This is a genomic window from Ensifer sp. (assembly GCF_031989085.1).
GTDB lineage: Bacteria > Pseudomonadota > Alphaproteobacteria > Rhizobiales > Rhizobiaceae > Ensifer.
The window spans coordinates 607,516-633,841 of sequence record NZ_DALZXU010000002.1; the positions used below are offsets into that span (position 1 = coordinate 607,516).

Below are 26,326 nucleotides of genomic sequence, written 5' to 3' on the forward strand. Positions count from 1 at the left end.
TGCGAAGGCATTCTTGTTGTTCCCCTTCATGAGCCGGCCAACAGCGGGGCTTGCATAGCCGACTTTAGCTGGACTAAAGTACAACAACAGACGCGAGTCAAGCGGAAAGAAAACCATGCCTCTCGATACCGACGAGGCGCCAGCGGCAGACGCCGGCGCCCCCCTCACCGACATGCCCCAAGCCGCAACGATCGGCCAGATGCTCCGGGCTCGCCGCAAGGAAATCGGCAAGACGATGAAGCAGGTGGCGCGCGAAGCGGGGCTGACGGAAGGCTTCATCAGCCAGATCGAGCGCGGCATTTCCACACCGTCGCTGATCTCGCTCTACAATGTCGCCAATGCGCTCGGCACCAGCGTGGACACTTTCCTGTCGCAGCCGCCGCAGCACGCCCATTCCATGGTGTCGCATGCGGGTGAACGTCGCGGCTACAATGTCGAGACGAAAGAGCGGGTCTACGAGTTGCTCGAACGCGGCTTCCCCGGTGCGAAGCTCAATGGCTGCATTACCCATATGCCGGCCGGTTACGCCTCTGAACTCACCAGCCACGAAGGCGAGGATTTTCTGTATCTCATCGAGGGCGAAATGCTCTACGAGATCGACGGCAAGGAATATGTATTGAAGGCCGGCGACACCCTGCATTTTCCCTCGTCGCTGCCGCACCGCGCCCGCAACATTGGCGCGGGGCCGGCCCGTGAACTCTGGGTCGGCACCACGCGCATCATAACTGAAGTGTAGCCTGCTGGGCCTATTGCTTGCGCGGCCAGGTGTCGGCGAGCCTGTAACCTGACGGCCACGGATCGGCGGGATCGAGCATCACCTGGTGCGTGCCGGTGACCCAGGCGCGGCCGGAGATTTCGGGGATGATGGCCGGCTGCCCGCCGACCGTCGTTTCGCCGACGATGCGGCAATCAAAGGTCGAATCGATGATCGAGTGGCCGACGAAACGCTGCCCCACCTTCATCTGCCCGCGCGCGTGCAGCACCGCCATGCGCGCCGAGCACCCGGTGCCGGTCGGCGAGCGGTCGAGCTTGGCCGGCTGGATCACCACTGTGTTGCGGCCGTGCAGGACGCCGTCGCGCTCTTCGATCGGTAAAGTCAGCTGGCAGAACGAGATATGCGCCCATTCCGGGTTTTCGGGATGGGAGAAGCCGAGCTGCTCGTTGGCCGCGCGGGTGATCTTGATGCCGGTCTCGGCCAGTTCGCGGGCCTCGTCCGGCGTCACGGAAAAACCGAGCGTGCGCGCATCCGTGATGACGAAGCTGTCGCCGCCATAGGCCGTGTCGACGGTCAGCGTGCCGAGGCCATCCACCTCGATCTTGGCGTCGAGCTTGCCGGCAAAGGACGGAACGTTGGTGACGGTGATGCGTTCGGCCTTGCCGTTGCGGCAGGTGGCGACGACATCGACAAGGCCACCTGGCGCCTCCAGCACCATTCTGGTTTCCGGCTCCTGCATCGGCACGATGCCGCTGTCGAGCAGCACGGTCGAAACGCAGATCGAATTGGAACCGGACATCGGCGGCGTGTCCTCCGGTTCCATGATGATGAAGCCCATGGTCGCGCGCGGGTCCTTCGGCGGCACCAGCAGGTTGATATGGCGGAAGACGCCGCCGCGGGGCTCGTTGAGCACGAAATTGCGAAGGGCCTGATCCTCGGCGATGAAACGCCGCTGCTCCCAGAGCGTCTTGCCCGGCGGCGGCGCCACGCCGCCGACGATGACGTCGCCGACCTCGCCCTCCGCATGACATGAAACGATATGAATGACCTTGCTGCTGCGCATTTTCGCCTCCATGCGATGCATGCGGTTTGCGTCCACATGCCCTGCTTGAAATCTAGTCCGTCGACACGGTCTGACGAGCGCGTTTTCGCAACCGAACGACACGACGGCTTTCGACGTGACGACAGTCATAGAAATATTGGATCCAATATACAATCTGAAATATGCGAAAATCTTTCGAGGGCTTCCGCATCTGTTGCCCGACCGCAGGAATAGACCTATGACCGAAGAGACGGCAGGCGCCGAACCGCCTCCGCCAGAGACAAAAACACCGGGAACTGCACGCGATGAAACTTGATGCCGTTGATGTCAGGCAGGCCGCTTCCGCAGCCGATATCGTCTATGAGGCATTGCGCAAGGCGATCATCGAGGGTGCGCTCGCGGAAGGCGAGAACCTGCGGCAGGACCAGATCGCGCAGATGTTCAACACCAGCCGCATCCCCGTGCGCGAGGCGTTGTCGCGGCTGGAACAGCATGGCTTGATCACCACGCAGCGCTACAAGGGCGCCGTGGTCGCCGGTCTCTCGATCGAGGAGATCGAGGAAATCTTCGAGTTTCGCGCGCTTATCGAGGCCGAGGTCATCCGGCTTGCGGTTCCCAATCTGGATCGAAAGACGCTCGACCTTGCCCGCAGGCATTGCGACGAATTCGGCAAGGAATCCGATTCGGCAAAATGGGGCGAGACAAACCGCAATTTCCACTACGGCCTCTATGAAGCGGCTCGGCGCCCCTACTATCTGCAGATCGTGCGCGCCTCTCTCGACCGTATTGACCGCTATTTGCGGGCCCAGCTGACGCTGACCGATGGCATGAAGCGTGCAGCCCGCGAGCATGAAGCGATCCTCGACGCCTGCGTCAGAGGCAATGCCGATCTCGCCTCCCTGTTGACACGGGATCACATCCTCGATGCCGGCCGCTCGCTCGTGGTTTTCCTGAGGGACCAGCGGCGCTGACCGCCTCTTCGCAGACCATCGGCTGCCGCGAAACGCATTGTTCACTTCCATGCTGATCGCCATTCATCTCTTGGACGTCTGCGGTTGACAAGGCGTCGTGAACCTTGAAAAAGTGAGGCCCTATCGAGACCGGTTGCGTTGGGAGGACTTGATGTCTGTGCGCGCGTTTTTCGGCCTTTCCACTCTTCTTGTTTCTGTATTTACCGCCGGTTATCCGGCCTTTTCGGCCGAAACCGGCCGTCAGGTCGAGATTTCCCAGGATGCGGATTATTTCGGCTTCGATCTCCGCACGGAGCAGAACGTCTCCCTCGACCAATGCGAGACCGCCTGCATTGCGGACCAATCCTGCCGCGCCTTCACCTACAATCCCAAGGTGAATTGGTGCTTCCTCAAGTCCGACTTCAACCAGTTGAACGACTTCCCCGGCGCCATCGCCGGCAAGATCGTGCAGGCACAGGCAGCGCAGCCGGATCTCGGCGCGCCGCCGCGCCTTTCTTTCCTCACCAACCAGATCCTGCAGGATGCGCGCGACGCCAAGGCGAACCTGGCGATTGCCGATGACCAGCAGGGCTTCGGCGTCAACGGCCTGATCGAGCAGGCGCGGGCGCTGGCATCGTCGGGCACGATCGATGGCGCCCTCAAGGCCTTCCAGGGCGGGCTTGCCATCACCCCCGATGACAGCGAGCTGTGGCTGGAGACGGCGCGCACGGCAAATCGGATCACCGGCAATACCGAGGTCGCCACACAGGCCGCCCTTGCGGCCATCAACGGCTACCAGCTGACACGCACAGCCGAAAGCCGCGCCCATGCGCTGGCCGTTCTTGCCAAGGCTCTGGAAAATTCCGAGAACTTCCGCGGCTCGCTCAACGCCTACAAGGCCAGTCTCGAGCTCATGCAATCGAAGTCGGTCGAAACGGCCTATCTCGACCTGAAAGAGCGTAAGCGTTTCCGCGTCATCGAAAACACCGTCGACGCCGACAGTGCCTCGCCGCGCGCCTGCGTGCAGTTCTCCGAGCAGTTGCTGAAGAGTGGCGCCGACTATGCATCCTTCGTCACGGTCGACGGTGCTGCCGCCAAGGCGGTGGAGGCCAAGGGCGACCAGATCTGCGTCGAGGGCCTGTCGCATGGACAGCGCTACAAGCTGACGCTGCGCACCGGCCTGCCCTCGTCGGTCGATGAAGTGCTGGAGGCGCCGGTCACGCTAGAAGTCTACGTCAAGGACCGCGGCCAGGTCGTGCGCTTCACCGGGGACAGCTTCGTGCTGCCTTCGACGGCGCGCCGCGGCATTCCGATCGTCTCCGTCAATTCGGATAGCGCCAAAGTCAAGCTCTATCGCATCGGCGATCGCAGCCTGGCGCAGGTTCTTCAGAACTCGCAGTTCCTGACGCAGATCGACGGATACAGCGCCCAGCGCATTCAGGACGAAAGCGGCGAACTGGTCTGGGAAGGATCGATCGCCATCGAGAGCGTGCTGAACAAGGAGGTTGTCACCAGCTTCCCGGTCGACGAAGCCCTGCCCAAGCGCAAGGCCGGCGTCTACGTGTTGACGGCGGCATCCGAAACAGCGCTTAGCCAGGACTGGGACGCCCGTGCCACCCAATGGTTCGTCGTCTCCGACATTGGTGTGTCGACCTATGCGGGCACCGACGGCCTCAATGTCTTTGCGCGATCGCTGGCAACCGCCAAGCCGATCGAAGGCGTCGAGCTGCAGCTCGTCGCCAAGAACAACGAAATCCTCGGCACGGCAAAGACGGATGGAGACGGTCGCGCCACCTTTACCGCAGGCCTGATCCGCGGCACGGCGGCGCTGACCCCGGCGGTGATCACGGCGAAGAACGGCGAAGACGATTTCGTCTTCCTCGACATGACCCGCGCCGGGTTCGACCTGTCGGACCGCGGCGTCACCGGCCGCGCCGCCCCCGGCGCGATCGACATTCTTGCCTGGACGGAGCGCGGCATCTACCGCGTCGGCGAAACCGTGCATGCGGCAGCGCTCGCCCGCGACGTCAACGGCGTGGCGATCCAGAACCTGCCACTCACCTTTGTGTTCCTGCGCCCGGATGGCGTCGAATATCGGCGGATGATCAGCGACGGCGGCAAACTCGGCGGACACACGCTCGATCTCGATGTCCAGGAAAACGCCATGCGCGGCACCTGGACGATGCAGATCTTTACCGACCCCAAGGCCTCGCCGATCGGCGAGAAACAGTTTCTCGTCGACGATTTCGTGCCAGATCGCACCGAGTTCGATCTGACGAGCGAAGCCAAGGAAATCGCCATCGGCGAACCGGTGCAGGTTGCCGTCGATGGACGTTATCTCTACGGTGCGCCGGCCGCGGGCCTCGAGCTAGAAGGCGAAGTCGTGCTGAAACCGACGCGCGAGAACGCTGCCTTCAAGGGATACGTCTTCGGCCTTGCCGACGAAGAGGCGAGCGAGGACACGCGCCTGCCGCTCGAAGACCTGACGCCGCTCGACGAGGAGGGCAAGTCGACCTTCGACGTCGCGCTCGCCGAAGTCCCATCCACGACACAGCTCATCAACGCCAACGTCACCGTGCGCATGCGCGAGGCCGGTGGCCGTGCGGTCGAGCGCTCACTGACGCTGCCGGTGAAGCCGGAAGGCCCTGTTATCGGCATAAAGCCGGAATTTTCCGGAGACCTGCAGGAAAACTCTGTCGGCAAGTTCCGCGTGATCGCGGTCGACCCCGACGGCGGCAAGGCCGCCATGCCGGGTGCGCTCTGGAAGCTGATCAGCGTCGAGCGCAATTATCAATGGTACCGCGACGGAACCGCCTGGAAGTATGAGCCTGTCGTCACCACGAAGCAGGTGGCGAACGGCACTCTCGACGTGACCGCCGATGGCGGCGAGATCTCCGTGCCCGTCGGCTGGGGCCGCTACCGCCTCGAAGTCGAGACGACGGCCCTCGACGGTCCGACGTCAAGCGTCGAATTCGATGCGGGCTGGTATGTCGCCTCCACGTCGACCGAAACGCCCGACGGCCTCGAAATCGCGCTCGACAAGGAAAACTACGCCGTCGGCGAGACCGCCAAGCTCAAGGTCTCGCCGCGTTTCGCCGGCGAACTGCTGGTCACCGTCGGAACAGAGGACCTGGTGACGACGAAGAGCGCGACGATTGCCGCCGAAGGCGGGGAAATCGATCTGCCCGTCACCGCCGAGTGGGGTGCTGGCGCCTATGTGACCGCAACGCTCTACCGACCGGGCGAGGCGCAGGAAAGCCGTATGCCGATGCGCGCCATCGGCATCAAGTGGCTGACCGTCGACCCGGCCGATCGCAAGCTCGCCGTCACGCTTGAAGCACCCGAAAAGACCGAGCCGCGCAAGCCGCTCGACATCAGCCTGCAGGTGGCAGGCGCCGGCGCCAACGAGGAAGCCTATGTCACGGTTGCCGCCGTCGACGTCGGCATCTTGAACCTCACCCGCTACGAAGCACCGGATCCGGCCGCCTGGTATTTCGGCCAGCGCCAGCTGGGCCTCGAAATGCGCGATCTCTACGGCCGACTGATCGACGGCTCGCTGGGTGCCACCGGAAAGTTGCGCACCGGCGGCGATGGCGGCCAGGTCGCGCTGCAGGGAAGTCCTCCGACGGAAAAACTCGTCGCCTTCTTCGAAGGCCCGGTGAAGCTCGATGCCGACGGCAAGGCGACCGTCAGCTTCGATATCCCGCAGTTCAACGGCACGGCGCGTATCATGAGTGTCGCCTGGACGAAGTCCGGGGTCGGCCATGCGGTGCGCGACGTCGTCATCCGCGACCCTGTCGTGGTGACCGCGAGCCTGCCGCGGTTCCTGGCGCCGGGAGACCGGGCCGAACTCCGGCTCGATATCGCCAACACCGATGCACCTGCGGGCGACTATCAGGTCCAGTTGACCACCAACGGCCCGGTGACGGTCGAACAGGCAGGTCCGAGCGAGACGGTGCGCCTCGATGCGGGCGGCAAGTCGGCCCTGACGCTGCCGCTGGTTGGCCAATACCCGGGCGACGGGCTGATCACGGTGACGCTCACCGGCGCCTCCGGCCTCTCGCTGGAGCAGGCGCTGAACATTCCCGTTCGCCCTGCCTCCCTTCCCGTCACCCAGCGGCAGGTCGTCGACCTTGCCGCAGGAAGCAGCCTGACGATCGACGGCCAATTGCTCGCAGACAGCGTGCTTCAGGGCGCCTCGGTTTCGCTCAGTGTCACCCGTTCGGCCGCCTTCGATATTCCGGCCATCCTGATGGCGCTCGACCGTTACCCCTACGGCTGCGCCGAGCAGACCACCAGCCGGGCGCTTCCTCTGCTCTACATAAGCGAGCTTGCCAAGCAGTCGGGCCTTCCCGAAGACGACGAGGTGAGCAAACGCGTTCAGGAGGCGATCTACCGCGTGCTTTCCTACCAGTCGTCTTCCGGCAGCTTTGGCCTGTGGGGCCCGGGTTATGGCGACCTCTGGCTCGACGCCTATGTCACCGATTTCCTGACGCGCGCACGCGAACAGAAATACGACGTGCCCGAGGCAGCGATGGTGCAGGCGCTGGAAAATCTGCAGAACGGGCTCGGCTACGACACCAATGTCAGGGATCGCGGCAACGAGATCGCCTATTCGCTCTATGTGCTGGCGCGCAATCGCAAGGCCGCGGTCAATGACATCCGCTACTACGCAAACACGCTGATCAACGACTTCCCGACGCCGCTCGCAAAGGCGCATGTGGCAGCGGCCCTGGCGCTCTATGGCGATGCCCAGCGGTCGCAGGAGATCTTTGCGTCGTCTGCTAACATGTCGACGGGCCTCGTCAATGTCAGCCTGTCGCGGTCCGACTATGGCTCTTCACTGCGCGACGACGCCGCGGTTCTGGCTCTCGCCGCCGAAAGCCGCCCGGTTCCGCCCATCATCCCGGAACTGTCGAAGATCGTTGCACGGCAATGGGACCAGAAGAAATACACCAGCACCCAGGAACAGGCCTGGATGCTGCTCGCCGCACGCGCCGTGCAGGGCGGCGACGAGGACATGTTGCTCGACGTCAACGGCGCATCGAAGACCGGCGCCTATGCTGCAAGGATCGCCGGTGACGCGTTGCTGTCGCACCCGGTGGTCATCCGCAACGAGGGGGCGGACGCCGTCTCTGCGGTGGTGACAACGGTTGCAGCCCCGGCCCAGCCGCTGTCGGCCGGCGGCGATGGCTTTGCCATCGAGCGCACCTACTACACGCTCGACGGTGCCGAGGCCAATGTCAGCCAGGCACGGCAGAACGAGCGTTATGTGGTTGTGCTGAAAGTGACGGAGACCAACGACTGGCCGTCTCGCGTTCTGGTGTCGGATCTGCTGCCGGCAGGCTTCCAGATCGACAATCCGAGCCTGGTCGACAGCGCACAGCTGACCAACTTCGAATGGCTCGGCGAGATCAGCGCGACGCACACGGAGTTCCGCAACGACCGGTTCGTCGCCGCCTTCGACCGCGGCACGGGCGACAGCCGCGAGCTGACGCTTGCCTATGTCGTACGGGCGGTGAACCCCGGCGTCTATGACCATCCCGCCGCCAGCGTCGAGGACATGTACCGGCCGCAGTTCTCGGCCCGCACCGCGACGGGGCGCATGGAGGTTCTGGCAGCCCAATAGGTCAGGCGATGTCGATTGGACCCAAACTGCTGATCGCGATCCCCGTCGGCCTGTTGCTGACGGGGCTATCGATTTTTGGGCTCGAGAAAGCCGACAGGGCCTTTCCGCCGCCGCTGGAGGCGGCGGGCGTGGTGTCGCGCGAAGTGCTCGATGCTGACGGACAGTTGCTGCGGGCCTTTGCCACATCAGACGGTCTGTGGCGGTTGAAAACGTCGGTGGACGACGTCGATCCGCAGTTCCTGCGCATGCTGGTCGCCTATGAGGATCAGCGGTTTTATGAGCACGGCGGCATCGACGTCCTCGCGCTCGGGCGCGCCGCGATGCAGTTCGTCACCAATGGCCGCATCGTCTCCGGCGCGTCCACGCTTTCGATGCAGGTGGCGCGGCTGATCGAGCCGCGCGAACAGCGCAGCATCGCTGCCAAGCTGCTGCAGATCGCCCGCGCGGTCCAGATCGAGCGTCGTCTGAGCAAGGACCAGATCCTTGACCTCTATCTCAGCCACGCTCCCTATGGCGGCAATCTGGAGGGCGTGCGCGCAGCCAGCCTCGCCTGGTTCGGCAAGGAGCCGAAACGCCTTTCGGTCGGCGAAGCCGCCCTGCTCGTGGCGCTGCCGCAATTGCCGGAGAAACGCCGGCCCGACAGAAATCACGCAGCAGCCGAGACGGCTCGCCAACGCGTCCTGACCCGCATGGCCGTTGCAGACGTGATCGGTGAAGGGGAGGCAGAGCGCGCGGCGATCACCGCCGTTCCTACGCGGCGCCTGCAACTCCCGGCGCATGCAGCGCACCTTGCCGGGCTGGCGCTGCGCAGGCAGCCGACGGCCGAGAAACACCAAACGACGTTGCGCCGCACCGTCCAGCGCGGGCTCGAAGCGGTCGCACGCGACGGCGCCGCCAAGTTGGGTCCGCGGGTCTCCGTTGCCATGATCATGGCCGACGCGCGCACCGGCGAAATCATCGGCGAAGTCGGCTCGGCCGACTATTTCGATGCCAGCCGCTCGGGCTGGATCGACATGACACGGGTCACCCGCTCCCCCGGCTCGACGCTCAAGCCCTTCATCTACGGCCTCGCCTTCGAGGAGGGTCTGGTCAGCCAGGAAACCATCATCGAGGATCGGCCGGCCGATTTCTTCGGCTATCGTCCGCGCAATTTCGACATGAGTTATCAGGGCGACGTCAGCGTGCGCCAGGCGCTGCAGCTGTCGCTCAATGTGCCCGCGATCCGCCTGCTCGATGTCGTCGGGCCTGCGCGCCTGATGGTCCGGTTCCGCCGCGCCGAAGTGAAGCCGGTGCTGCCAGCCGGCGAAGCACCGGGGCTGGCGATCGGCCTCGGCGGCGTAGGGCTGACGCTGCGCGATCTGGTGCAGCTCTATGCCGGCCTCGCCAATCGTGGCTTCCCGGTGCGCCTCGGCGACGGCATCACCGGTACGGCAGGCCCGATCGACGGCGAGCCGCTGCTGTCTCCGGTTTCTGCCTGGCATGTTTCGGATGTGCTGTCGGCCGTGCTGCCGCCGGCCGGAAGCCGCCAGCGCGGCATCGCCTACAAGACCGGCACCAGCTACGGCTACCGCGACGCCTGGTCGGTGGGTTACGACGGACGATATGTTCTCGGCGTCTGGGTCGGGCGGCCTGACAACGGCGCCGTTCCCGGCCTGACGGGCTATGGTGCCGCGGCACCCATTCTGTTCGAAGGCTTTGCCAAATCGGGACTGCCGATCACGCCACTGCCGGATGCGCCATCCGGCGCCGTACGCATCTCGCAGACGGAGCTGCCGATCAGCCAGCGCCGTTTCTCGATGACCGCCAGCGGCCTGGTCAACGCTTCGGCGCGCGAGCCGGCGCCACAGATCGTTTTCCCACCCGAGGGCGCCCGCGTCGAACTGGGCACCGGCCTTTCGACCATGTCGCCCCTGACCCTGAAGCTGCAGGGCGGCCGCGCGCCCTTCCGCTGGCTTGCCAACGGCAAGCCCTTGCCTGACCCGACCCGCAGGCGGACGACACAATGGCAGCCCGATGGCGCCGGCTATTCCACCCTTACGGTGATCGACGCTGTCGGCCGGGCCGCGAGCGTTCGTGTCTTCATCGAATAGGGCCAAGCGGTCTTTTTAAACGCACTGTGCCAGAACGGATCGGCAAACTGGCCGACAGCACCACGTAAGGTTGACGAATTAGTAAGCCTTGTCGATGGAGGGTGCAGCCACCCGAATCCCGCCGGCGTATAAGCGTTGCGTGGCGGCCCCCCGCTCGCCCAACCTGCCCACCTGCATGAAGGATCGCATCCATGTCGAAGGCCATGACCATCATCGTTGCCGACGACCATGCCATCGTGCGCGAAGGCTTGAAGATGCTGCTTTCGACGCTCGCGGACGTATCCGTCGTTGCCGAGGCTGCCGACGGCGAGGCCGTGCTGGCACTCGCCCGCAGCACACCGGCAGATCTTCTGGTCCTCGACCTTGGCATGCCCGGCGTCACGGGCATCCAGTTCATTGCGGATATCCGGGAACTTGCGCCGAGGATGAAGGTCCTGGTGCTGACCGCCAATATCGAACCACGCACCGTTCGTGCCGCCATCGAGGCTGGTGCCAGCGGCTATCTCACCAAGAACGGCGACCCTGCCGAACTCGCGGACGCCGTTGAAGCACTGCGCACCAACGAGAGCTATCTCGCGCAATCGATCCGCTTCGCCGTCAGCGACCCGGCGCGACAGACGCTGCATTCGGCGACCGAAGAGGCACTTTCGCCGATTCCGCTGACCCGGCGGGAGATGCAGATCCTCTCGCTCTCCGCCCAGGGGCTGACCGCGCGGGAGATCGCCGAGCGGCTGGGCATCAGCCCCCTCACCGCCCGCAAGCACCGCGAAAACCTGATGCGCAAGCTGAGCCTCCACAGCGCCGCCGAGATCGCCGCCTATGCGGTGCGCATTGGCCTGCCTGTCGGATGAGCTTCGAAAGCACCATCCGCCCCCAGGGGTGACGTTCCTTTAACCACCGCGACATCCCCCGCGACTTCGGCGGTGCGAAATACGACACCTGCCGTATGTCGCCCGAGCACAACCAAGCGTAGTTCTCCACCTGCCCGCTTCGCACACTTGCTGGACCGGGCCGAATGCCCCGCTGTCCTGCTGCGGCGGCGGGCAAAGCGGAGGAACGGCGGATGCCATCGATCGATCACTGGATTTCGTTTGCGGTCGCGACCGCGATCTTTGCCTGCATGCCGGGGCCCGCCATTCTCTACATGACAGCGCAGACCCTTGCGCACGGCCGCAGGGCCGGCTTCCTCGCGGCATTCGGTATTCATATCGGCTGCTACGTGCATATCGCCGCGGCAACGCTCGGCCTTGCTGCGCTCCTCACGCACGCCCCACTTCTCTATGCGGCGATCAAGCTTGCCGGCGCGGTCTATCTCGTCTGGCTCGGCGGCACGATGCTGTTCGAAATCGGCAAGCGTGGCGAGCAGAAGTCCAACGCCAAGCCGGGCGTCTTGCGCGACAGCATCGTGGTCGAAATTCTCAATCCGAAGACGGCGTTGTTTTTCGTGACGTTCCTGCCGCAGTTCGTCGACCCTGATGCAGCGATGCCGGTCACGCTCCAGTTCCTAATCTTCGGCCTCCTCGTCAACCTTGCGTTGTCGATGGCGGATGTGGCCGCAGTCCTGCTCGCGTCACTCACGCTCGGCCGTTTCACCGGCGGCGAGAGCCGTATCGTCCCGCGCGCCTGCGGCTCCATTCTCATCGGCCTCGGCATGATACTGGCGACACAACCGATCTGAGACAGGGGCCTGACGATCGAGCGCGCCCTTTTCTATTGCGCCTGTTTCGGCGATGATGGCGGCGCCTGAAACGTCAGCGGAACACTTGATCCCTTGCACGTCCATCATCTAGGGATGGCAGGCGCCGGTTCGAGAAGAGGACGGTCGCATGCTCAGTCCTGCAGAGATATCGCAAGCGGCAGAGAGCCTTCACCGGGCGGAAAGCGAGCGCTGCCAGATCGGCCTTTTGTCTCTCAAGCACCCCGGCATGACTGTCGATGACGCCTATGCGGTTCAATCCGCCTGGGTCCGGCGCAAGCGCGACCTCGGCCGACGCATCATCGGCTTCAAGATCGGCCTGACGTCAAAGGCGATGCAGCAGGCGCTCGATATCGATACACCGGATTCCGGCGTGCTGTTCGACGACATGCTGTTCGAGGACGGCGCGACCATCCCCGCCGGCCAGTTCATCCAGCCCCGGGTCGAAGCGGAGATCGCCTTCGTGATGAAGGCGCCACTCAAAGGGCCGCGCGTGACCGTGCTGAACGTGCTCAACGCCACTGATTTCGTCATCCCAGCAATCGAGATCCTCGATACGCGCATCGTCCGGCGAGATCCCGAAACCCATGAGACGCGGCGCATCGCCGATACGATTGCCGATAACGCAGCCAATGCAGGGCTCATCCTTGGCGGGCGGCCGATGCGCGCCGACGCGGTCGACATGCGCTGGATGGGCGCGATCCTCTCGCGCAATGCCGAAGTGGAGGAAACCGGATTGGGCGCAGGCGTCCTCAATCACCCGGCCCGCGGCATCGCCTGGCTAGCGAACCGCCTGGCCCAGTATGGCGATGCGATCGAGCCGGGGCAGATCGTGCTCTCCGGTTCGTTCGTGCGGGCGGTGGAGGCGCGCTGCGGCGATACATTCGTCGCTGATTTCGGCATCCATGGCACCGTCAGTTGCCACTTCGGCCAAGGCACCGCCAGCCCAGATGCCGGCAATCCCTGACCGCCTGCCTGGCGCGCTACTGCACCAGGATCGCGCGGAAATCGTTGACGTTGGTACCGGTCGGGCCCGGTTTGAAGATATCGCCAAGCGCGTCGAAGGCGCTCCAGCTGTCGTTTCTCTGCAGGAACGCGGCGGCATCGAGCCGTTGCGCGGCAAGCCGCGCGATGGTCGTACCATCGGCAAAGGCACCGGCATTGTCCTCGGAGCCATCGATGCCGTCAGTATCGGCCGCGAGCGCCGAAACGCCGCTGGCGCCATCGATGCCGAGCGCCAGCGACAGCAGGAACTCGCTGTTGCGTCCGCCCTTGCCGGCGCCCTTCATGGTCACGGTCGTTTCGCCGCCGGAGAGAACCACGACCGGCTTGGCGAAGGGCCGGCCGCGCCCAGCGACCTCGCGGGCGATCGCCGCGTGCACGCTGCCGACATCGCGCGCCTCGCCTTCTATGGCGTCGGATAGAATGATCGCTTCTATGCCGGCTTCGCGCGCCTTTGCTGCGGCCGCTTCAAGCGAGACCGAGGCGGATGCGATCAACCGGACTTCATTGGCGGCGAAACGCGGGTCGGACGGCGACGGCGCGTCGGCCGCTGGGCTGGCGAGCCATGCCAAAACGTTTTCAGGCAACCTCAAGCCGTAGCGTTCGACGATCTTGAGCGCGTCGGCACGGGTGCTTGCGTCGGGCAATGTCGGGCCCGATGCCACCAGCGCAGGGTCGTCGCCGGGAATATCGGAGACAATGAGCGAGACGACCTTGGCCGGATAGGCCGCAGCCGCAAGCCGCCCCCCCTTGATCAACGAGACGTGCTTGCGCACCGCATTCATGGCGCTGATCGGCGCGCCCGACGCAAGCAGCGCCCGGTTGACGGCGACTTCGTCTTCCAGCGAAAGGCCGGGAGGCGGCGCCGGCAGCAATGCGGAACCGCCTCCGCAGACAAGGGCAACAACCAGATCGTCCTTCGTCAGATCGGAGACCTCGGCAAGCAGGCGCCGCGACGCGTTCAGGCCATTGTCATCGGGAAGCGGATGCGACGCCTCGAGCACCTCGATGCGTTCGCAAGGGGCTGCATAGCCGTAGCGGGTCACGACGACGCCGGACAGCGGACCATCCCAGTGGCGCTCGAAAGCCTGTGCCATCTGGGCCGCACCCTTGCCGGCGCCGACGACAACGGTGCGGCCTATCGGCCGCGCCGGCAGGTTGGCGGCAATCACCAACGCCGGATCGGCGGCGGCGACCGCGGATGTAAACAACGTTTCCAGAAACCTGCGCGGATCGGCAATGGCAGCCATGTCTCTCCCTTTCATATGATATCTCGGGCGGCGGCTCCTCCTTCCGCCGCCCGGAGGCACGATCGGCACGGCGGAAGGCTCCACCGGCCGGTCATGCGCATTTCAAGCCGTCATTGCCACGGTTGCGGGCAACGCTTCAGGCGACCTGGTGGTTGGCCATGCGCTCGAGCGCGCGCACAAGGCCGGAATGATCCAGTCCACTGTCGCCGTTGGCGGCGCAGTTGTTGAACAATTCCTGGGTCGCGGCCGTGTTCGGCAAGGAAATCCCGAGCGACTTTGCGCCCTGCAGCGCGAGATTCAGGTCCTTCTGGTGCAGCGAGATGCGGAAGCCCGGATCGAAGGTGCGCTTGATCATGCGATCGCCATGCACTTCAAGGATGCGCGAGGAGGCAAAACCGCCCATCAGTGCTTCGCGCACCCGCGCCGGGTCAGCCCCAGCCTTTGAGGCGAAGACGAGCGCTTCGGAAACCGCCTCGATCGTCAACGCGACAATGATCTGGTTGGCCACCTTGGTTACCTGGCCGTCGCCGCAGTCGCCGACGAGCGTGATGTTCTTGCCCATCAGCTTGAACAGCGGCAGAGCGCGGTCGAAGCTTTCCTGCAAGCCGCCGGTCATGATCGACAGCGAGGCGTTCTTGGCGCCGACTTCACCGCCCGAGACCGGCGCATCGACGTATTCCGCCCCGGTTTCGCGCACTTTCCTGGCGAACTCCTTGGTCTCGATCGGCGAGATCGAGCTCATGTCGATGACCAGCTTGCCCTTCGAAAGACCGTAGGCGACGCCGTTCTCGCCGAAGAGAACATCCTTCACTTCGGGCGTATCCGGCAGCATCAGGATGATGGTGTCGACAGCTTCGGCCAGCGCCTTCGGCGTCTCGACGAACTTCAGCCCGTTGTCGAGCAATTCCTGTCGCGGCGGGATGGCGAATTTCGAGGTGATGACCGTGTGTCCGGCATCCTGCAGATGGCGTGCCATCGGCGTGCCCATGATGCCCAGTCCAATAAAGCCGATCGTTGCCATTGTGCTTAACTCCTGATCTTGATGATGTCTGCGGATTGCGTGCGCTGGCGCTCGGTGCCAAGCCAGCCGAGGCCGTCGGCCGTCGTCGTGCGCGGCTTGTATTCGCAGCCGATCCAGCCGTCGTAGCCTGCCGCCTCGAGCGCATCGAAAACGTAGGGATAGTTGATCTCCCCGGTCCCCGGCTCGTTGCGGCCCGGGTTGTCGGCGAGCTGAACGTGGACGATGCGGTCGGCGAAGCGCTTGTAGGTGCCGATCAGTTCGCCCTGCGTGCGCTGCTGATGGTAGAGATCGTACTGGATGAAGAGGTTGTCGCTGCCGACCTCGTCGATGATCGAAGCGGCCTGCTCGACCGTGTTGAGATAGAAGCCGGGGATATCGAAGTCGTTGATCGGCTCGATCAGCAGGCGAATGCCCTGCTTGCCGAGTTCGCTGGCCGCAAGCCTGAGGTTGGCGACCAGGGTGCCGCGCAGCACCTCTTCCGAGATCCCGGCCGGCGCGATGCCGACCAGGCAATTGACCTGCTTGCAGTCGAGCGCGGTCGCGTAGTCGATGGCACTCGCCACGCCCTTGCGGAACTCGTCGATCCGGTCGGGCAGGATGGCGATGCCGCGCTCGCCGCCGGCCCAGTTGCCGGCGGGCAGGTTGTGCAGCACCTGCGTCAGGCCGTAGCGCTGGAGCGCACCACGCAGGCTCACCTTCTCGAATTCATAGGGAAAGAGATACTCGACACCCTCGAAACCCGCCTTGGCAGCAAGGGCAAATCGATCGAGGAACGGCGCCTCGGTAAACAGCATTGTCAGGTTCGCAGCGAACTTCGCCATGCGGTATTTCCTCCTTGAGATTGTTCTTAGTCGAGCAGCGCTTCGATCGCGGTCGGCGCGTCTTCGCCGCGCGCCGCCAGTTCCTCGAACTCGACGACGGCGTTGATGTCGACGCCCATGGCGATGTTGGTGACGCGCTCGAGGATGAATTCGATGACGACGGGAACCTGATGTTCGTCCATGAGAGCCCGTGCCCGGTCGAACGCGTCCTGGAACTCGTTGGGGCTGCGCACCCGGATGGCCTTGCAGCCGAGCCCTTCGGCGACGGCGACATGGTCGACGCCATAGCCCTTCTCCGCATCGCCTGACGCATTGATGTTGTCGAAGGCGAGGCTGACCTCGAAGTCCATGCTGAAGCCGCGCTGGGCCTGGCGGATGAGGCCGAGATAGGAATTGTTCACGACCACATGCAGGTAGGGCAGCTTATGCTGGGCGCCGACCGCCAGTTCCTCGATCATGAACTGGAAATCGTAGTCGCCTGACAGTGCGACGATCGTCCGTTCGGGATCGGCGGCCCGAACACCGAGAGCGGCGGGAAGTGTCCAGCCGAGCGGACCGGCCTGGCCGCAATTGATCCAGTTGCGCGGCTTGTAGACGTGCAGGAACTGGGCACCGGCGATCTGGCTGAGACCGATGGTCGAGACATAGCAGGTGTCGCGGCCGAAGGCCTTGTTCATCTCTTCATAGACGCGCTGGGGCTTGAGCGGCGTCTGGTCGAAATGGGTCTTGCGCAGCATGGTCCGCTTGCGTTCGCGGCATTCTTCCGCCCAGCCGGTCCAGTCGCGAAGCTTGCCGGCAGTCTTCCACTCGGTTGCGACGTCGAGGAAAAGCTTCAGCGCAGCACCCGCATCCGAGACAACGCCGAAATCCGGAGCAAAGACGCGCCCGATCTGCGTCGGTTCGATGTCGACATGGACGAACTTGCGACCCTCGGTATAGGTCGGGACGTTACCGGTGTGGCGATTGGCCCAACGATTGCCGACGCCGAGCACGAAATCCGAGGCAAGCATGCTGGCATTGCCGTAGCGATGCGACGTCTGCAGGCCGCACATGCCCGCCATCAGCGGATGGTCGTCGGGGATCGTGCCCCAGCCCATCAGTGTCGGGATAACGGGAATGCCGGTGATCTCGGCAAATTCGGTGAGCAGGTCCGAGGCGTCGGCGTTGATGATGCCGCCACCGGCGACGATCAACGGCCGCTCGGCCTCGTTCAGCATCGCGATGACCTTCTCGGCCTGGGCGCGCGTGGCCTTGGGCTTATAGGGTTCCAGCGGTTCATACGTTTCGGGATCGAACTCGATCTCGGCGAGCTGGACGTCGACCGGCAGGTCGATCAGCACCGGACCCGGACGGCCGGAACGCATCAGGTGGAAGGCCTTCTGGAAGACGAAGGGTACCAGTGCCGGCTCCATGACGGTGACGGCCCATTTGGTGACGGGTGCTGCGATCTTGGCGATATCGACCGCCTGGAAATCCTCCTTGTCCAGTCGGGCACGCGGTGCCTGACCGGTGATGCAGAGGATCGGGATCGAATCGGCCGACGCAGAATAGAGACCGGTGATCATGTCGGTGCCGGCCGGCCCCGAGGTACCGATACAGATGCCGATATTGCCATGTTTGGCCCGGGTGTAGCCTTCTGCCATGTGCGAGGCACCCTCGACATGGCGGGCGAGGATGTGACGAACCGAGCCGCGCGCCTTGAGGGCCGAATACAACGGATTGATCGCCGCACCCGGCACGCCGAAGGCACAATCGATGCCCTCTTTTTCGAGAACGTAAACAGCCGCGTCGACGGCACGCATCTTAGCCATGGTAACTCCTCCTGTTTGATGAGACGATAACCCATAATGGACGATACTCAATCACTAAATGGAATGCATTTCCATCATACGGAAATAAACATCTTCAAGAATTTCGAAACAATCGATCCCGGTCCTGCTAGAGGATGATGGACGCGACTCGGGACGGGCTGGAGGACGGAAGATGGATGCGGCAGGCAAGGGTAAACGTGGCCGGAAGGCCGGCGAGAATGCAGCACCCGGCTCAGTACAGGTGCTCGACCGCAGCCTGACGCTGCTGGCGATCGTTGCTGAAAACGACGGCTCAACCCTGACGCATCTGTCAGACGTGACCGGCATGGCACCATCGACCGTGCACCGGCTGCTGACGTCGCTCGCCAACCACGGCATGGTGATGAACGATCCGGACACCGGCGCCTGGACCATTGGCCTCAAGGCCTTCGAGATCGGCAACGCCTATTTGCGCTTCCGCAAGCTCGGCACCATCAGCCGTCCATTCCTGAAGCAGTTGATGGAAGAAAGTGGAGAAACCGCCAATATCGGCATCGAGGAGGGCGGCGACGTCGTTTTCATCTCGCAGGTCGAGAGCCATGCGCCGATGCGCGCGTTCTTCCGCCCGGGCCGCCGCGGCCCGATCCATGCCTCAGGTATCGGCAAGGCGATCCTGTCGACCTGGGCCGACAAGGATGTGGCGCATCTCCTCGCCGGGCGCGATCTCGCGCACTTCACCGACAAGACGCGCGACAGTCTGCCGGCGCTGCTGCAGGACATCCAGACCATCCGCCAGCGCGGCTGGTCGGTCGACGACGAAGAACATACGCTCGGCATGCGCTGCGTGGCGGCACCAATCTTCAACGAATATGGCGAGACCATCGCCGGGATCTCGATCTCGGGGCCGTCGGTGCGCGTCAACGACGACAGGCTGGCGCTGCTCGGTCCGGTCGTGCGCGAGCGCGCCGATGCACTGACCCGGGCCATGGGCGGCAAGCGGCCGGAAGAGCTCTGACGAGGAAAGTCGCCCATGGTGGCAGGCCGTAGCGCTGACGAGCAGCGTTGGGTGACACGGCGCTAGCCACATCCGCCATCATTCCTGGCTCGTCACAAGAATCTCTCGTAGTTCCTTAGAACTGCGGGACCAGCCCAAGTCCTTGGGCTGGAATGTCTTAGACGTGACGGACGTCAGGGCGCTGGATACCGGTACAAGGCCGGAATGCGGGAGCTCGCCTTAGCTCTCGCGAAAACGTGCTCCCAAGGCTTTCCAGCTTTCAGCTTTGGAATGCAGCCGCCACACCGGCTCAGACCGTTTCGAGTTTCCGGCTACCGTCGATCTGCGCCGCAACGGCATCGGCACGCGCACGATGTTTCATGGGCTTGCCGGCGACATAGGTCTCGGCCACCGAGCGGTCGTCCCCCATCGTCTGCAGGATGAACAGCTCTTCGGCCAGCGTCTTGGCCACGCGCATGCGCAGTTCCATCGACGGTTTGGCGCGGCTGTCGAGCACGACGATATCGGCGTCTGCGCCGATATGCAGCGAACCGATACGGTCATCGAGATCGAGCGCCCGGGCATTGCCGAGCGTCATCATGTAGAAGGAGTTGAGCGGCGAGAGCCGCTGCCCCTGCAGGTGAAGCACCTTGTAGGCCTCGTCCATGGTTTCGAGCATCGAGAAGCTGGTGCCGGCGCCAACATCGGTTGCAACCGACCAGCGCGCGCCGAGCTTGTCAAACCGGTCGCGATCGAACAGGCCCGAGCCCAGGAACAGGTTAGACGTCGGGCAGAACGTGCCGACGGCCCCTGTCTCGGCCAGAACCGAAATCTCGCGATCGCTCAGGTAGATGCAGTGTCCGAGCAGCGTCTTGCGCGTCAGGAGGTCGTAGCGCGCATAGATGTCGGTGTAATCCTTCGCGTCCGGATAGAGCGAGGTGGCAAACGCGATCTCGTCCTTGTTCTCGGACAGATGGGTCTGCACGTAACATTCGGGATGTTCGGCAACGAGCGCCCGGCTCATCTCCATCTGTTCCGGCGTCGAGGTGATGGCGAAACGCGGGCTGATAGCGTAATGCCCGCGGCCGCGTCCATGCCACTTGCCGATCAGTTGCTTCGTCTCGTCATAGCCAAGCTGTGGCGTGTCGCGCAGCGCGTCGGGCGCGTTGCGATCCATCATCACCTTGCCGCCGATCATCAGCATGCCGCGGTCTTCGGCGGCACCGAAGTAGGCGTCGACGCTTTCCGGATGCACCGAGCAATAGGCAACCGCCGTCGTCGTGCCATTGGAAAGCAATTCGTCCATGAACCGGCCGGCGATGAACTGCGCATGCTTGGGCTCGCGGAACTTCTGTTCCTCGACGAAGATGTAGGTGTTCAGCCATTCGAGCAGCTGCGCGCCATAGGAGGCGATCGCCTGAGTCTGCGGAAAATGCAGATGCGTGTCGATCAGCCCCGGCAGCACCAGGTTCGGCCGGTGATCGGCAACCTTGACTGAAGGACCGGCACGCCGCGCGACGTCCGAATGCTCGCCGATATCGGCAACCTTGCCGCTCCGCACCAGAACGGCACCGTCTTCGAAGTAGCGATAGGAGGCGGCATCGTCGATGCCCTCGGGCTTTTCGACGAAGGTCAGCACGCGGCCGCGGATCAGCAAATCGGTCATTGAACCTTCTCTCCCTTTACGACGGTCTCATACCAGGCGACGAGGAGCTTGCGCTCCTCGTCCGATATGCCGGTGACATTGGCGGGCGGCATCGCGTGCGAGCGACCGGCCTGCAGATAGATTTCGCGGGCGTGGTTGGCGATCTCGGTATCGGTCTCGAGCGTCACCCCCTTCGGCGGCACGACCAGTCCCTCCCAGCCGGGCTCCTTCGCATGGCACATGGAACAGCGGCCGAGCACGGTGTCGCGCACCTTCGGAAAGGCCTCGGCGGTGACGAACGGCTGCTGTGCGGCCGAAACCTTCGCCTCTTCCTCGCCGCTCAGGATCTTCGGCACGGTCGACAGCCACATGATGACGATGAAGAGCAGCGCGGTCGCAAGCCACGTCCAGGTCGGGTTGCCCTTGTCCGCATGGCGGGTGTTGAAATAGTGGCGGATGGTGACGCCCATCAGGAACACCAGCGAGGCGATGATCCAGTTGTACTGGGTGCCGAACGCCAGCGGATAGTGGTTCGACAGCATCAGGAAAAGGACCGGCAGCGTCAGGTAGTTGTTGTGGGTCGAGCGCTGCTTGGCGATGACGCCGTATTTCGCGTCCGGTGTGCGACCGGCGATGAGGTCGGCGACGACGATCTTCTGGTTCGGAATGATGATGAAGAACACGTTGGCCGACATGATCGTCGCGGTGAAGGCGCCGAGATGCAGGAAGGCGGCGCGGCCGGTGAAGAGCTGTGTATAGCCCCAGGCCATGCCGACCAGGATGAAGTACAGAAGCACCATCAGCTTGGTGTTGTCGCGGCCTGCCGGCGACTTGCAGATGGTGTCATAGGCGAGCCAGCCGAAACCGATCGATGCCAGCGAAATGGCGATCGCCGTCGTCTTCGAGACATCGAGCACATTCGGGTCGATCAGATAGAGGTCGGCACCGGCATAATAGACCATGCACAGCATGCCGAAGCCGGAAAGCCAGGTGACGTAGGATTCCCATTTGAACCAGATCAGGTGCTCGGGCATGTTGGCCGGCGCCACCAGATACTTCTGGATGTGGTAGAAGCCACCGCCGTGAACCTGCCATTCCTCGCCATAGGCGCCAACCGGCAGGTCGGGTCTCTTCTTCAGGCCAAGGTCGAGCGCGACGAAATAAAACGACGAACCGATCCATGCGATACCGGTGATGACGTGCAGCCATCTCATGGCAAAGGTCAGCCAATCCCAGGCTATGGCATACTCGTACATGCAATTCTCCCATTTCTCCGGGCCGCATTATGTGTCATTGCTGGAGGTCGCGGGAACGTCGCTGCTTCACCAACACTTTCAAAAAAATCTATATAATCGCGACGGAATGGATGCGTTACATAACGCCCGGAGGAGAGATCGGGAGGCATGTCATATCTGGACAATGTACGCGTCTTCGTGCGCGTCGTAGAACTTGGAACCCTATCGGCGGCTGGTCGCGACCAGCGCGTAACGCCGGCGGTCGCCAGCAATAGAATCAAGGAGTTGGAACGCCATATGGGCGTTCGGCTGTTCAATCGGACGACGCGCAAGCTGACGCCCACGGAGCACGGCCGCGTGTTCTACGACGGTGCCGTCAAGATCCTGGAAGCGGTCAACGAGGCGGAGAACGCCATCGCCGACCTCTCGCACAATCCGAAGGGTGCGCTGAAGATTACCGCTCCTTTGGGGATAGGTCGCAGGCTGATTGCCTCGGGCATTCCCGAGTTTCACGACAAGTATCCCGATATCGAGGTGCGGCTCAGGCTCTCCGACCACAATGTCGACATCCTGTCGGAAGGTGTCGACGTCGCCTTCAAGCTGGGTATTCTCGAAGATTCGAACCTGCGCATGCGCGGCATCATGAACTGCGAGCGGGTCGTCTGCGCAGCACCCGCCTATCTCGAGAAGCGCGGCACGCCGCAAACCCCGGACGAGCTCATCGCCGACAAGCACGACTGTCTGCTGCTGCGCTATCCCGGCTCGAAGGAATATTTCTGGACGCTGCAGACACCGGAAGGCGTCAAGAAGCTCGAAGTCACCGGCCCCTATGATTCAGACGACGGCGACGTGCTGACCCAATGGGCGCTCGACGGGCGCGGCATCATCAACAAGCCGCTCTTCGAAGTGAAGAGCCATATCAATGCCGGCGAGCTGGTGCCGATCCTGACGGCGACGCCGCCGCTCGGCGTGCAACTGGCGGCGATCTATCCGCACAAGCGCTTTCAGGACCCGAAGGTGCGGCTGATGATCGACTACATGGCCGAGCGCTGTCAGCGGCTGATCGGCAAGATGCTGGCCTGAGGGCCGGCAGATCGGCCGAATTCTGCGTCGTGCCAGAAGAGGCCTCCAGGCCCGACCGTGGGTGCTCACACTGTGAATGGGCGAGGGACCACGTCTGCCGGCCACGCTCCGGCTGGTTTTCCGATGGTGCGCCTGCTCAGGCGCCGACGCGCTTTCCCGGTTTCGTCGACGTGATCGCCGGCGTTTCCCAATTTTGATTGAGGGCCGCCGTCATGATCTCGGCGGCGGCCAGCGCCGCGATGACGGCGGGCCTCTTGTCCTTTACCGCAGTGCCGCCGATCGGGCAGACGAGCCGGTCGAACAGATCCGGCCGGCCGATTTCCCGCGACAGCCAGCTCTTGAACGTCGACCGCTTCGTCTTCGAACCGATCATGCCGACATAGGAGGCGTCGTCGCGGCGCAGCGCCTCGGCCGCGATCAGAAAGTCGAGCGCGTGGTCGTGGGTGAGGATGACGAAGGCGCTGCCGCGCGGGGCATCGCGCACCACCGCCTCGGGCATCGCCGTCAGGCAGGTCTCGATGCCATGGATGCCGGCAGCCTCGAGTTCGTCCTCGCGCGTGTCGACCAGGATGGTGCGCACCGGCACGAGCGACAGCGCCATCGCCAGGGCGTCGCCGACATGACCCGCGCCGAAGACATAGACATGGGGTCGGCTGGCAATCTCCAGATCGCTGCGTTCAATCAGCATGGCGGCTTTCTCCCGATCGATGCGCGTGAAGGCGAGCGCGACACGCCCGCCGCAACACTGGCCGATCTCGGGACCGAGCGGGATCGTCATTGTATCGGCACGGTCGCCACGCTTCAGTGCACGCCGTCCATGGTCGATCGCCATATACTCGAGCTGGCCGCCGCCGATGGTGCCGAACAGTCCGTCCGCCGCCACCAGCATCCAGGCGTCGGTGTCGCGCGGCGTTGAACCGGCAGCCCCCGTCACCTCGACGAGCACGCAGTCCGGCTCGCGGCGCAGGAAATCCCGGATATCCTCTCGGCTCGCAACCATCGCCATCGACCCTTACGCCACCGCCCCTTGTCTTGCTGCGGCCCGTAGCCGCTCGATCGCCATCAGCACCCGCTCCGGCGTTGCCGGCGCGTCGATGCGCGGAGCGATACGATACTCCGCAACGCTGGCGGCCGCCATCGACAAGGCTTCCAGAACCGAAATGCCCAGCATGAACGGCGGTTCCCCGACCGCCTTCGAGCGGCGGATCGTCTCCTCGCGGTTGACGGACCACTCCGCCAACCGGACGTTGAACACGCGCGGCCGATCCGAGGCAAGCGGGATCTTGTAGGTCGAAGGTGCATGCGTGCGCAGCCGACCCTTGGCATCCCACCACAGCTCTTCCGTCGTCAGCCAGCCCATCCCCTGAACGAACGCGCCCTCCACCTGGCCGAGATCCAGTGCCGGGTTCAGCGAGCGACCGACATCATGCAGGATGTCGGTGCGGTCGACCTGATATTCACCCGTCAACGTGTCGACGCTGACCTCGGAGCAGGAGGCGCCATAGGCATAATAGAAGAACGGTCGGCCACGGCCTTCCGAACGGTTCCAGTGGATCTTCGGCGTCTTGTAAAAACCGGCGGCAGACAGCTGGATGCGGGCGCCGTAGGCAAGCTTGATGAACTCGCCAAAAGGCAGGCGTTCCGCGCCGACGCGCACCGTGTTGGGTTCAAAGGCAATATCGGTTTCCGCAACGCTCCAGCGTTCTGCGGCAAAGCGCACCAGCCGCGCCTTGATCTGCTGGGCCGCATTGGCGGCCGCCATGCCGTTCAGATCCGTGCCCGATGATGCAGCAGTCGCCGACGTGTTCGGCACCTTCGCGGTCGTCGTCGCCGTCACCTTGATGCGGCCGAGATCGACCTGGAACTCGTCAGCCACCACCTGGGCGATCTTGGTGTAAAGCCCCTGCCCCATCTCGGTGCCACCGTGATTGAGGTGGATCGAGCCGTCGGCATAGACGTGCACGAGCGCGCCGGCCTGGTTGTACTCGGTCTTGGTGAACGAGATGCCGAACTTGACCGGCGTCAGCGCGATACCGCGCTTGATGATGTGGTTTTCGCGGTTGAAGGCGATCACCGCCTTGCGGCGCGCGGCGTAATCGGCCGAGGTCTCCAGCTCCTCGATGATGCGGCCGATGATGTTGTCCTCGACCGTCTGGTGATAGGGCGTGAGATTGCGGCCCTCGCCGCCGTAGAAATTGAGCTTGCGGATCTCGAGCGGATCCTTGCCGACAGCATACGCTACGTCCTCGATCATGCGTTCGCCGCCGACCATGCCCTGCGGGCCGCCGAAGCCGCGAAACGCGGTGTTGGAGACGGTGTTGGTCTTCAACGGCTTCGAACGCAGGCGCACGTTCGGATAGAAGTAGCAGTTGTCGGCATGAAACAGCGCGCGGTCGGTGACCGGACCGGAGAGATCGGCGGAGAAGCCGCAACGCGCGGCAAACACCGCATCAACCGCTTCGATGCGGCCCTCGTCGTCGAAGCCGACCTTGTAGTCGACATGGAAATCGTGGCGCTTGCCGGTTGCCGACATGTCGTCGTCCCGGTCCGGGCGCACCTTGACGGCGCAGCGGTACTTCTTGGCGGCCAGTGCGGCCACGGCTGCAAAGATGTTGGCCTGCGTTTCCTTGCCGCCGAAACCGCCGCCCATGCGGCGCACGTTCACGGTCACGGCATTCGACGGTACGCCAAGCACGGTTGCCACCATGTGCTGGGTTTCGCTCGGATGCTGCGTCGACGAATAGACCAGAACCTCGTCGTCCTCGCCGGGGATGGCGAAGGAAATCTGGCCCTCGAGATAGAAATGATCCTGACCGCCGATGCGCATTTCGCCTTGAAGGACGTTCTTCGCCTTGGCGAAGCCGGCTTCGATGTCGCCGCGCTCCAGCTTCAAGGGATCGATAACAAGCGGATAGTTGGCGGCAGCCGCTTCCAGTACGTCGGTGACATGCGGCAAGTCACGGTACTCGACCTTGACCTTGGCGGCGGCACGCCGTGCGGCCTCGCGCGACGTCGCGATGACCGCGAAGATCGGTTGGCCATGGAATTCGACCTTGCCGGTCGCAAACACCGGATCGTCGTGTTTGTGTGCCGGGCTGATGTCGTTTTCGCCGGGGATGTCGTCGGCGGTCAGGATGCCGATCACGCCTTCACTGGCTGAAACCGCGTCGAAATCGATCGACAGGATATCGGCATGGGCGCGCTGGGACAGGCCGAGATAGCCGTGCAGCGTGCCTGAGGGTTCGGGGATATCGTCGATATATTCGGCGGTTCCCGACACGTGCTTGTGGCCGGATTCGTGTTTCTCGTTTTCGTGGACGCCACCGCGGATGCGGTCGATGGGCTGCATCACATTCATGGGTC

18 protein-coding genes are annotated in these 26,326 nt (G+C 63.7%); 9 read left to right on the forward strand and 9 right to left on the reverse strand.

The genetic code is table 11. The annotated features are described in order from the left end of the window. The first annotated feature begins 115 nt into the window (after nt 1–115). Complete coding sequence (locus RTP54_RS15695) at nt 116–736, forward strand: helix-turn-helix domain-containing protein (protein WP_112809590.1); 621 nt, start codon at nt 116–118, stop codon at nt 734–736. A 10-nt stretch (nt 737–746) separates the two neighbouring features. Here RTP54_RS15695 and RTP54_RS15700 read toward each other — a convergent pair whose 3' ends face one another. Then, nucleotides 747–1,778 carry a trans-3-hydroxy-L-proline dehydratase gene (locus tag RTP54_RS15700; RefSeq protein ID WP_312363987.1) on the reverse strand — a complete coding sequence of 344 codons (1,032 nt, stop codon included), beginning with the start codon at nt 1,776–1,778 and terminating at the stop codon, nt 747–749. A 284-nt stretch (nt 1,779–2,062) separates the two neighbouring features. On the opposite strand from RTP54_RS15700, the gene RTP54_RS15705 reads away from it, so the two are divergent. From RTP54_RS15705 to hpaH, 6 genes are all read left to right on the forward strand, one after another. Next, nucleotides 2,063–2,728 carry a GntR family transcriptional regulator gene (locus RTP54_RS15705; protein WP_312363989.1) on the forward strand — a complete coding sequence of 222 codons (666 nt, stop codon included), beginning with the start codon at nt 2,063–2,065 and terminating at the stop codon, nt 2,726–2,728. Nucleotides 2,729–2,879: 151 nt separating this feature from the next. After that, the gene (locus RTP54_RS15710) at nt 2,880–8,336 is read left to right on the forward strand and encodes an MG2 domain-containing protein (protein ID WP_409517140.1); all 5,457 of its coding nucleotides are present in this window, start codon (nt 2,880–2,882) and stop codon (nt 8,334–8,336) included. A gap of 8 nt (nt 8,337–8,344) precedes the next feature. Continuing rightward, nucleotides 8,345–10,426 carry a penicillin-binding protein 1C gene (gene pbpC / locus RTP54_RS15715; RefSeq protein ID WP_312363991.1) on the forward strand — a complete coding sequence of 694 codons (2,082 nt, stop codon included), beginning with the start codon at nt 8,345–8,347 and terminating at the stop codon, nt 10,424–10,426. A gap of 191 nt (nt 10,427–10,617) precedes the next feature. Next, nucleotides 10,618–11,277, forward strand: coding sequence for a response regulator (locus RTP54_RS15720; RefSeq protein ID WP_112809593.1), 660 nt, complete (start codon nt 10,618–10,620; stop codon nt 11,275–11,277). Nucleotides 11,278–11,489: 212 nt separating this feature from the next. Continuing rightward, the gene (locus RTP54_RS15725; protein ID WP_112809594.1) at nt 11,490–12,104 is read left to right on the forward strand and encodes a LysE family translocator; all 615 of its coding nucleotides are present in this window, start codon (nt 11,490–11,492) and stop codon (nt 12,102–12,104) included. Nucleotides 12,105–12,252: 148 nt separating this feature from the next. Further along, entirely contained in the window at nt 12,253–13,089 is an 837-nt protein-coding gene (hpaH, locus tag RTP54_RS15730; RefSeq protein ID WP_312363994.1) for a 2-oxo-hept-4-ene-1,7-dioate hydratase, read from the forward strand. A 16-nt stretch (nt 13,090–13,105) separates the two neighbouring features. Here hpaH and RTP54_RS15735 read toward each other — a convergent pair whose 3' ends face one another. The 4 genes from RTP54_RS15735 to gcl all read right to left on the reverse strand — a co-directional run bounded on the left by RTP54_RS15735 (nt 13,106) and on the right by gcl (nt 18,027). Continuing rightward, complete coding sequence (locus RTP54_RS15735) at nt 13,106–14,374, reverse strand: glycerate kinase (protein ID WP_312363996.1); 1,269 nt, start codon at nt 14,372–14,374, stop codon at nt 13,106–13,108. Nucleotides 14,375–14,510: 136 nt separating this feature from the next. Then, a complete protein-coding gene (gene glxR / locus RTP54_RS15740; protein WP_312363998.1) occupies nt 14,511–15,395 on the reverse strand; it encodes a 2-hydroxy-3-oxopropionate reductase in 885 nt (294 codons plus the stop codon). Nucleotides 15,396–15,400: 5 nt separating this feature from the next. Then, nucleotides 15,401–16,216 (reverse strand): hydroxypyruvate isomerase, encoded by an 816-nt coding sequence (gene hyi, locus RTP54_RS15745; RefSeq protein ID WP_112809598.1) that lies wholly within the window; start codon nt 16,214–16,216, stop codon nt 15,401–15,403. 26 nt (nt 16,217–16,242) lie between these two features. Beyond that, nucleotides 16,243–18,027, reverse strand: coding sequence for a glyoxylate carboligase (gene gcl, locus RTP54_RS15750; RefSeq protein WP_312364002.1), 1,785 nt, complete (start codon nt 18,025–18,027; stop codon nt 16,243–16,245). A gap of 172 nt (nt 18,028–18,199) precedes the next feature. Between gcl and RTP54_RS15755 the strand changes: the two genes are divergently transcribed. After that, nucleotides 18,200–19,021, forward strand: a complete 822-nt coding sequence (locus RTP54_RS15755; RefSeq protein WP_312364004.1) for an IclR family transcriptional regulator — start codon at nt 18,200–18,202, stop codon at nt 19,019–19,021. Nucleotides 19,022–19,310: 289 nt separating this feature from the next. Here the strand turns inward: RTP54_RS15755 and guaD are convergent, their stop codons facing one another. Further along, the gene (guaD, locus tag RTP54_RS15760) at nt 19,311–20,666 is read right to left on the reverse strand and encodes a guanine deaminase (protein ID WP_312364006.1); all 1,356 of its coding nucleotides are present in this window, start codon (nt 20,664–20,666) and stop codon (nt 19,311–19,313) included. Then, nucleotides 20,663–21,901 (reverse strand): urate hydroxylase PuuD, encoded by a 1,239-nt coding sequence (locus RTP54_RS15765; protein ID WP_112809602.1) that lies wholly within the window; start codon nt 21,899–21,901, stop codon nt 20,663–20,665. Before RTP54_RS15765 ends, guaD begins: the two co-directional genes overlap by 4 nt. A gap of 147 nt (nt 21,902–22,048) precedes the next feature. On the opposite strand from RTP54_RS15765, the gene RTP54_RS15770 reads away from it, so the two are divergent. Next, nucleotides 22,049–22,963, forward strand: a complete 915-nt coding sequence (locus tag RTP54_RS15770; RefSeq protein ID WP_112809603.1) for a LysR family transcriptional regulator — start codon at nt 22,049–22,051, stop codon at nt 22,961–22,963. Between the two features lie 136 nt (nt 22,964–23,099). Here the strand turns inward: RTP54_RS15770 and xdhC are convergent, their stop codons facing one another. Continuing rightward, nucleotides 23,100–23,969 carry a xanthine dehydrogenase accessory protein XdhC gene (gene xdhC / locus RTP54_RS15775; protein ID WP_409517141.1) on the reverse strand — a complete coding sequence of 290 codons (870 nt, stop codon included), beginning with the start codon at nt 23,967–23,969 and terminating at the stop codon, nt 23,100–23,102. 6 nt (nt 23,970–23,975) lie between these two features. Further along, on the reverse strand, nt 23,976–26,321 hold the full coding sequence (gene xdhB, locus RTP54_RS15780) for a xanthine dehydrogenase molybdopterin binding subunit (RefSeq protein WP_112833239.1): 2,346 nt from the start codon (nt 26,319–26,321) through the stop codon (nt 23,976–23,978). Nucleotides 26,322–26,326: the final 5 nt, after the last annotated feature.